We start from the raw sequence: 9,045 nt of genomic DNA, 5'->3' as shown, positions 1-9,045 counted from the left end.
AGGGCGGTATGTGGTTTCCAAAGGCCTGGATGCGGATAAGGATCAGTCCTATGTGTTGTGGGGACTGACCCAGGAAAGCCTGAAGAGGAGCATTTTTCCCATGGGTGGATTTCATAAAAAGGATATCCGTCAAATGGCTCTGGACAGGGGCTTTGAAAACCTTGCCCTGAAAAGCGAGAGTTATGAAATCTGCTTTATTCCGGACAACGACTACCGCGGTTTTCTAAAGCGTCGCGTGGAAGGATTGGAGGAACGTGTGAACGGTGGAGATTTTGTGAATATGAAGGGGGAGGTGATGGGCAAACATCAGGGATATCCCTTTTATACGGTTGGCCAGCGTAAAGGCCTGGAAATAGCAACAGGAACCCCCATGTACGTCACGCGGATCATTCCTGAAACCAATACCGTGGTGCTGGGTGAGGTGGAAGATCTGAATGAACAACGGATGGTGGTGGGTAAGACCAATTTTCAGAAATGGGAGCCATGGACAGGCAAACGCGAAGCCCTGACAAAGATCCGTTATAAAGACCCCGGAACCATGAGTACGCTGGAGCTGGTGGATGATGAGGTGCATGTGATCTTTCATGCACCGGTGAGCGCCATTGCACCCGGCCAGTCTGCCGTGTTTTACGATGGGGATGACCTCATCGGTGGAGGGATGATCCGGCGTGCGGTATTTGCAGAGGAAAGTATGGTGTAACCTTCGAATTAGAGATGCGTTCTAAAACCACATGAAACAGGGTCTAATCCTCAGAATCGCATACGCTGTGCTTATCTGTCTTGTATGGGTATCCTGTAAAAAGTCCGTGATAACACCCCCCGCCATTCATATGGACTATTTTCCTGTAGACGTAGGCCATTGGGTTGAGTACGAAATGGATTCTACGGTCTACGATGCCTTTTTCAACGGGAAAGATACCTCATATCACTATTATATCCGGGAAGAGATCACCGAAACGTTTACCGACCTGGAGGGACACAAAGCTTACCGTATTCAGCGCTCCAGAAGGGATAGCCTGGGAATGCCATGGCAGATTACTGATATCTGGTATGCCAACCGTGATGAACATACAGGTGAAAGGGTTGAAGAGAATGTCCGGTATGTTAACCTTGTTTTTCCACCGGATAAGAAAGTTCGTTGGGATGGGAATGCCCTCAATACCAGGCCAAAGTGGGAGTTCAGATATGAAAAGATTCATAGTCCCGCCGATTTGGGTGCCATTCACTTCGATTCAACCGTGACCGTTCTGCAGATTGACGAGGCCAACCTGATTGAACAACAATATGCTCAGGAGATTTATGCCAAAGGTGTGGGCTTGGTGTATAGGAAACAGCACTATCTTGAAACGGAGGTGGATGGAACAATCATCGGTGGATACGATTTCACTTTTAAGGTGATCAACTGGGGTAAATAGTGCTTCTCAGGTGCGCTGTGCGTTATTTTACCTTTGGATATTCCGGCGCTTTTCTCTAATTTGCATACTTGCGTCCCTCTTAAACTAAGAAATGAACCTTTTCAAGACTGTTACTCTGACACTCTTCCTGGTGTCCTGCGGAATGTCTGTCTTTGCTCAGCAAAACGAGCATCAGCGATATTGGGTTCAGTTTGATCATAAATCATCATCTACGTACTCGGTAGACAGACCTCACGAGTTTCTGTCAGAACGGGCCATTGCACGGCGTCAGCGTCAGGGCATTCCGATTACTGAGAACGATCTGCCTGTTTCCCCGGCATATGTACAGGAGCTATCCGCAGCCGGTCTTACCGTTGTCCATCGGTCCCGTTGGTTCAATGCTGTGACCGTTGAGGTCCCGGATGAACAATCCCTGGCCAGAATGATGACGTTGCCTTTTGTAACCTCAGTTCAACCTGTTCATAGGTATGCCAGGCAAGCCGATGAAGTGATCGGGGAAGTGACTGATATGAGCCTTTCCAAAACTTCCGGGATGGTATCGTCAGATGCCGCATATGATTACGGGCTGTCCTATCACCAGTCCTATATGCTGGGCGGTGATTATATGCACAGCAAGGGTTATAAGGGACAAGGTATGATGATTGCCGTTCTGGATGCAGGGTTCTGGGAAGTGGGTAATCGGATTGTGTTTGACAGCCTTCGCACCAAAGGACATTTGTTAGGCACGCGTGATTTTGTGGATGGCGGTTCTTCCGTTTATGAAGATCATACCCATGGCATGCAGGTGCTGTCTGTGATGGCCGGAAACCTTCCCGGGAATATCGTGGGAACTGCGCCTGAGGCGGATTACTGGCTGCTTCGCTCGGAGAATTCTCAGAGTGAAATGGTGATGGAAGAGGACAATTGGGTCGTGGCTGCCGAGTTTGCCGATAGCGTGGGTGCGGATATCATCCATTCTTCTCTTGGTTATTCTACCTTCGATGACGTGTCAGAGGATCACACTTACCAGGATATGGACGGCCGTACGACAAAGGTTACCCTTGGAGCAGAAGCAGCTGCGTCCAAAGGAATGCTTGTGGTGAACAGTGCCGGGAACAAGGGCGCAAGTTCGTGGAAGTATATTGCTGCACCGGCGGATGGTAAGAACGTCCTGGCAGTGGGAGCGGTGGACCAATACAAGATGCCGGCCTATTTCAGTTCATTGGGACCCACGGTGGATGGGCGCCTGAAACCTAATGTTGTTGCCCAGGGATTATCAACCATTATTGCATCGGTGGCGCCTGATACGTCTCCCGGTCCCCGCATTCAAACGGGAAGTGGTACATCATTTTCCGCGCCGCTCATTAGCGGATTGGCGGCTTGTCTGTGGCAGGCACACCCTTTGGCGACTGCCGGACAGGTGATGGATGCCATTGAGCAAAGCGGAGATCAGTTCTTTGCACCTGACACTGTGAAGGGTTATGGCGTACCTAATTTCGCGGTCGCGAGCCTGATTCTGGATGGTATACTCAGAGAAGACTTTGAAGATGATCACCTGGTGATGGCCTATCCGAATCCCTTCAGAGATGAATTGTCATTTGTTTTCTTCTCCGCGGTCAATCAAACCGTATCCGTAGAGTTGATCAATGCTATGGGGCAGGTAATTTACCACCGGAATAAGAGGTTTGTCAGTAATACATTTAATGTGGTCAAGGTAGAAGAGCTCCCCCCGTTAACACCGCAGGGTGTTTACATACTTACCATTTCCACACCCATCGAGACTTACCCGATCCGTGTGTTCCGTTCCGGACATTGATCAACGTACGTTGAAATCCAGAAGTGCATCCTGACCTATAAAGGCTGTCAACCGATCTCCCTTTTGCACCGGCCCAACGCCTTCGGGTGTGCCCGTAAAGATCAGATCTCCTTTCTTTAGCGTGATGAACGTAGATATATAGGATATCAGCTGGTCAAATGAAAAAAGAAGGTCCCGGGTATTGCCCTGTTGTACTGTTTGGCCGTTTACCTCCAGGTGGAAGGAGATGTCATTCAGATCTGCAAAGGAGGTTTTCGGAAGAAACCGGTCGGACAGGGGAGCGGCACCATCAAAGGCTTTGGCTTTTTCCCAGGGCAGTCCTTTTTTCTTCATTTCAGCCTGTACGTCCCGTGCGGTGAAATCTATTCCGATGCCAATTTCATCATAATATTTGTGGGCAAAGGGAATCCCGATATGACGACCTACGCGGTTGATCCTCAGGACGAGTTCCACTTCATGATGGATGTCCTGGCTGAAATCAGGATAAAAGAAAGGACGGTTTCGTGCTACAAGACATGTTTCAGGTTTCAGGAAGAAGACGGGTTCGGATGGAACCTCACTTTTCATCTCCTTCGCATGAGCTGCGTAGTTTCTTCCGATGCAAATAATTTTCATGGATATGGGTAAGTGCTATCCGCCGGGTGGTGATCCACCGACCACAAACTTCCGGTTCATCTGGGGTACATAATTTCCTCTGTCAGGGATGCGAATATCTTCCTGGAACGCTTCAAGGCCTTCCATCTCTACGACTGCCTGATACTGACCAGGAGGAAGGATCATGATGAAACGACCATCAGATGGTTTGACAATGTAGGTGCCATAAAGCTGAGCGGACCCCTTTTCTGTAACGTTAATACGACCACGTACCCCGGTGATACTGGAGTCGGGGTTTAATACATTGCCGATGATCAGCGTATACCTAGGCTCAACGTCCTCGATGGTTACCCTGTAGATATCCAGGTCACCGTAACCATCCTTCCTGCCAAGACCCATGTAGGCATACCTTCCGGTTTCATCAAAGGAGATAGTGGTTTCTTCAGCGGTGGAGTTCAGGGGATACCCCATGTTCTTAACCTCCGGGAAATCTGTTCCCCCGTACATCCATTTTGTTGAGAATATATCAAAACCGCCCATGCTGTTGGGACCGTTGGATGCAAAATAAAACATGGTTTGATCATAGGAGAGTGCGGGAAATTGTTCATCTCCCTCCGTATTGATCTTTGGTCCCATATTTTGCGGGTAGCCCCATGCGCCATTGGGAAGTTTACGACAGATGTAAAGATCCTGTCCTCCATAACCACCTTCATAATCTGTACTGAATATGAGGATTTGTTGGTCATTGGTCATGGTGGCACTGGTTTCCATGGCTGTGGAGTTGATGGTCTTCCTTTCCAATGGATCTGCCTTTCCGAAAGATCTGCCCCGTTTTTCTGAATACCACAGATCTCCGAAACCATTGAAGTTGTCAATGAATATGAAGAGGTGATTTCCGTCGGCCGAAAGACCTACGCCTTCCTCCGTTAGTTCAGTGTTGATGGAGCTGCTGATGCTTCGTCCTCTTCTCCAGTTGTTGTTTGATTTGGCGGTAGCCAGAAAAACGTCAGCCGGATACTGCTTGTCAAAATCCAGGAGATCCCCCACATTCTTTTTGCTTCTGGTGGTGTAGACCAGGAAATCTTCGTCCGGTGGAATGTATGGATTGTATTCCGGGTCTGGTGTATTAATATCGGGTCCCAGGTTCTCAAAACGAACCTGTATGGGATGAAGCACCAGCTTCTTTGCATTTCCACACTGCTTGATCAGCAGGTTTACATATTTGGTTTCGTCCTCATTGCCCTCGATCAGCTTTTTGTATTCATTGAATTTTACAACAGCATCATCAAATTGATGGGCGTGCATATAGGCGCGACCCAGATGGAGAATGGTTTCGTCCGGGCGTTTCGGGTCCTTTAATGCTGTTTCAAGGTATGGTATCGCCAGTGTTTTGTCTCCATGCGTTTCCAGGTAACACACACCTAATTTGAAATTATAGGATGTGTTTTTGGGATCATCACGCAGGAGCGCAACAAAGTCAGGTATGGCATCCTTGTAGTTGCCTACGCTGAAATTGTCTTTCGCCTCTTTCTTATCTCCCTCCTTTTCTACGGGTTGAGTTCCCGGACGTGGACGGCTTTGGGAAACACCGTCAAGGGCAATTACGAAGGCAAAAACAATACTTAATATGGTGGTCCTATAAATTGGTACACGCAAGTTCATACCCATCTTTTCTCTACAGCTTAAGCACCAATTTAGTTGTTTTTTGCAATCATTCCTTTCCGAACAGGAATTTCATCTCAATTCGGTTGTTCTTTTTCCTGCCTTTCGGGTTGTCCGATCCATCAGGTAAGGTGTTGGGAGCAATGGGTTTGTACTCCCCATAACCCATGGTAAGAATCCGGGTTCCCTGGATTCCTTTGGATACCAGATAGGCTTTAATCTCCTCGGCTCTCTTCTGGGATAAACGCATGTTAAAGTCCTCATCCCCATTGTTGTCCGTATGTCCGATGATCTCCACCTGTACATTTGCACTGTTCTTCATGAAGGTGTAAAGCTTATTCAACTCAAGTTTTGAATCTTCCCTGAGTGTGGCCCGGTTGTAGTCGAACTCGATGTTGGGCATCACAATGGGTTTATTGGATAAGGAATCCTGCATGACGGCAAGGATCTCATCCGGACTGAAGAACTCGTCAACGCCAACGCCGGTCTCTGATTTTGATTCGGCTTTTTTCTCCGATGTGCCGTTGGGTTGGTTAATCACTTCATCGGGATTGCTGAGGATCTTATCAATCTTGATCAACGTGTTGATATAAGCCGAATACATATTGTCTTTTTTAAGAACATCGGCATATTCTTCGTCGACTGCCAATTGCTTTTCGATGTAAGCATACGCATTGTCATACTGGGTATCGATGTCGAAGAGGGCATTGTAAATGGCCGACTCCTTTTCTCCCATGTGAATTTCCTGATACATTTGATGGTATTCGAATTGTGCAGGTACAAAGATGGTTTGATTATAAGTGGTATAGCCTTCCGCTTCAATGGTCAATTCATATTCCTCTCCCGGATTAAGTACCAAAAGGTATTTTCCGTAATCGCTGCTCGCCGTATCTTCATTTGATACGTAGTATCCCACCACTTTGTTGTTGTTTGTATTCTTCACGGTGATCCTGGCTCCTACGGGTGTCAGGTCCTTACCTGCCAATACAATTCCCCGGATTTCGGTAACAGGGATTTCATTGCCCTGCATATGAATTTCATAGATGTCCATATAACCTATTCCACCTTCGCGGTCTGAAGAAAGGAAGCCGAGGCTGCCATCTTCATTGGTGGTGTAAAATATATCATCACTGGATGAATTAAGGGGGTAGCCCATATTTTTTGGCGCCTGCCATTCACCCTTTTCATAGGCGCTCTGAAAAATGTCATATCCTCCCATACTGGAATGGCCCATGGATGAAAAGTACAGGGTTTTGCCATCGGTGCTTAGGAATGGACTTTCTTCGTCGTAGGAAGTATTAACGTTGGGTCCAAGGTTCACAAGCGGACTCCAGGATCCATCGTCCTGCAGCTCGGATACGTAGATGTCCTTGCCGCCATAGCCTCCTTTTTTGCTGCTCACGATAAAGATCATGTCCTGTGCTGCCGACATGGCAAGGCTGGTTTCCTGTCCTTTTTTCGTATTGAATTTCTGATTGAGTCTCTTGGGATCACCCCAGTCGCGGCCTGCTATCTGAGAATACCACACGTCATTTTCACGGTAAATGAAAAGCTTTTGGTTATCCTTGGAGAATCCGATAACGGCGTCATGGTCGGTGGTGTTGATCTTGCTGCTCACTTTTTTCGCGCGATCATAAACAATGGAATCTCCCTTGATGGTAATAGGAGCAAAGTAGATATCTTCAGTATTCAAAACCCTTTGGTGCACATCGTCATAAGACGCCGTTCCATAATTACCCTGTCTTCTGGAGGTAAAGTAAATGTTGCTTTGGTTCGGTTGCATGACCGGCGAATAATCCAGTTCAGGGCTGTTGATCTGGTCACCGGCATTTTTTATTTGGGCATTGATGGGAGAGGGGACAAAGATCTTCGCGTGGTTACAGGATTCTATACGTCGGTTGACTTCCTGCTGCATGGCCAGTCCCTCTTTATTCTTTTTGGTATATCCTTTAAAGAGTGTGAAGTAATTGATGGCCTTGTCAAAGTCTCCCCTGATCTGGTAGCAGATGCCCAGGTAGTAATATCGTTCAGGGAATTCATCTTCATTCTTACTTAGCTGGTCGCACTTCTCGAGGTAGGGGATGGCGTCAGTTTTTTTATCTGAAGCCAGGCAATACAAAAGGCCCAGTTCAAGATTATACTCCGGGTTGTCCGGTGCCTTTTCCAGCAGTTTTTTAAAGTAAATCTCCGCGTTCTTAAAATCGCCGTAAGACATGAATTCTTTGGCTGATTCAAAGAGGTCGCCTTCGTCCGTTTGGCCGAAAACACTAATAGAGATCAATGAAGCACATAGTACACCTGTCAGGAATTTGTTGAAGAGCATGCCCGTATCCAATTTAGTTGATGGGGTAATTGTACCCACTCAACGAATAAAAGGTTACGTTAGACAGGCTATGAGCTGATAGGTCTGTATGAACCGCTATTCTTTGTTGATTTTCAGCTTGTCCGGAACATTGATCTTGTCTACCAGACCATCCAATTCTCCGTCAGTGCTCAGCACCTTCAGCTCGATGCGGCGGTTCAGTGCCCTTCCTTCCGGATTATCGGTGCCATCCGGGTTCTCGTTCCGGGCAATAGGTTGTGTTTCGCCAAAGCCTTTGGCCACAAGTCTTTCCTTGTCAATGCCCTTTTCTACGATATAGTTTACAACGGACTGTGCCCTGGCCTGTGACAGCTGCATGTTGAAATCATCTCCACCTTTGGAGTCCGTATGTCCCAGAATACCTACAGCCAGGTTCTGGTTGATTTCCAGCAGGCGGAACAGCTTGTCAAGTTCCAGTTTTGAATCCGGGGTCAGGTTGGCACTGTTATAATCGAAGAAGATGTTGTTCAGGATCATTTTCTCACCTACGACAATCGGATCCAGACTAATGGCCGTATTGATTTCCTTGTAGGATGTCCCTTCGGGTAGATTCAGGTTCTGGGAGTGGAACATGAAGCCTTCTGCCTCAAATGACAGGTCGTAGTTTCCTCCCTCGGGAAGAATGAAGAGGAATTTACCTGTCTTGGAGTTGGGCTTGTAGATACCCACCACTTCGCTTGTTTCCAGGTCGGTGAGGATGATCTTTCCTTCCGGCGGCGCTTCTCCGTAACGGGTCATGACCACCCCTTTTACCACGGCCAGTTCTTTCTCTTCTGTGTTAGACAGGCTAAGCAGGTAGATGTCTTTTTCACCCACACCGCCTTTTTTATTGGCAGAGGAGTAATAGGCACGCCTGCCGTCCGGTGACGTAACATAGAATACGTCGTCATCAGTCGTGTTAATCGGATAACCAACGTTTTCCGGCTCAGACCAGGTGTTGTTTTCTGCATTATAGACAGAAGAGAACACATCAAATCCTCCCATGGACTTATGGCCCTGGGAGCTGAAGAACAACGTCACTCCATCCGGGTGGATGAACGGACCTTCTTCATCATATTCGGTGTTAATGGTAGGTCCAAGGTTTTGTGCAAGACTCCACTGACCATTAGGCAGCATTCGTACGCGGTAAATATCTTTTCCTCCGAGTCCTCCGGGCCGGTTGCTGGTGAAATAAAGCATTTGTCCGTCTGCTGAAAGCACGGCATGGCTTTCCTGTG

Annotated in this window: 7 protein-coding genes; 3 read left to right on the top strand and 4 right to left on the bottom strand. The window is 47.6% G+C overall.

Annotated elements, in window-relative coordinates:
- The 3 genes from KDD36_08530 to KDD36_08520 all read left to right on the top strand — a co-directional run.
- Positions 1 to 700, top strand: a 700-nt coding sequence (locus KDD36_08530; GenBank protein ID MCB0396684.1) for a tRNA 2-thiouridine(34) synthase MnmA, incomplete at its 5' end; no start/stop codon positions are given.
- A 31-nt stretch (positions 701 to 731) separates the two neighbouring features.
- Complete coding sequence (locus KDD36_08525) at positions 732 to 1,415, top strand: hypothetical protein (GenBank protein ID MCB0396683.1); 684 nt, start codon at positions 732 to 734, stop codon at positions 1,413 to 1,415.
- A 91-nt stretch (positions 1,416 to 1,506) separates the two neighbouring features.
- A complete protein-coding gene (locus tag KDD36_08520; protein MCB0396682.1) occupies positions 1,507 to 3,210 on the top strand; it encodes a S8 family serine peptidase in 1,704 nt (567 codons plus the stop codon).
- On the opposite strand, the gene KDD36_08515 is transcribed toward KDD36_08520, so the two are convergent.
- The 4 genes from KDD36_08515 to KDD36_08500 form a co-directional block, all read right to left on the bottom strand.
- Positions 3,211 to 3,825 (bottom strand): fumarylacetoacetate hydrolase family protein, encoded by a 615-nt coding sequence (locus tag KDD36_08515; GenBank protein MCB0396681.1) that lies wholly within the window; start codon positions 3,823 to 3,825, stop codon positions 3,211 to 3,213.
- Between the two features lie 15 nt (positions 3,826 to 3,840).
- A complete protein-coding gene (locus KDD36_08510) occupies positions 3,841 to 5,460 on the bottom strand; it encodes a PD40 domain-containing protein (GenBank protein ID MCB0396680.1) in 1,620 nt (539 codons plus the stop codon).
- A gap of 55 nt (positions 5,461 to 5,515) precedes the next feature.
- Entirely contained in the window at positions 5,516 to 7,789 is a 2,274-nt protein-coding gene (locus KDD36_08505) for an OmpA family protein (GenBank protein ID MCB0396679.1), read from the bottom strand.
- A gap of 96 nt (positions 7,790 to 7,885) precedes the next feature.
- A partial coding sequence (locus KDD36_08500) for an OmpA family protein (GenBank protein ID MCB0396678.1) occupies positions 7,886 to 9,045 on the bottom strand: 1,160 nt, incomplete at its 5' end.

The organism is Flavobacteriales bacterium (assembly GCA_020435415.1).
Classification (GTDB): domain Bacteria; phylum Bacteroidota; class Bacteroidia; order JACJYZ01; family JACJYZ01; genus JACJYZ01.
Note: the sequence above shows the minus strand (reverse complement) of the source record. Positions and strands in the feature narration are given on the sequence as shown.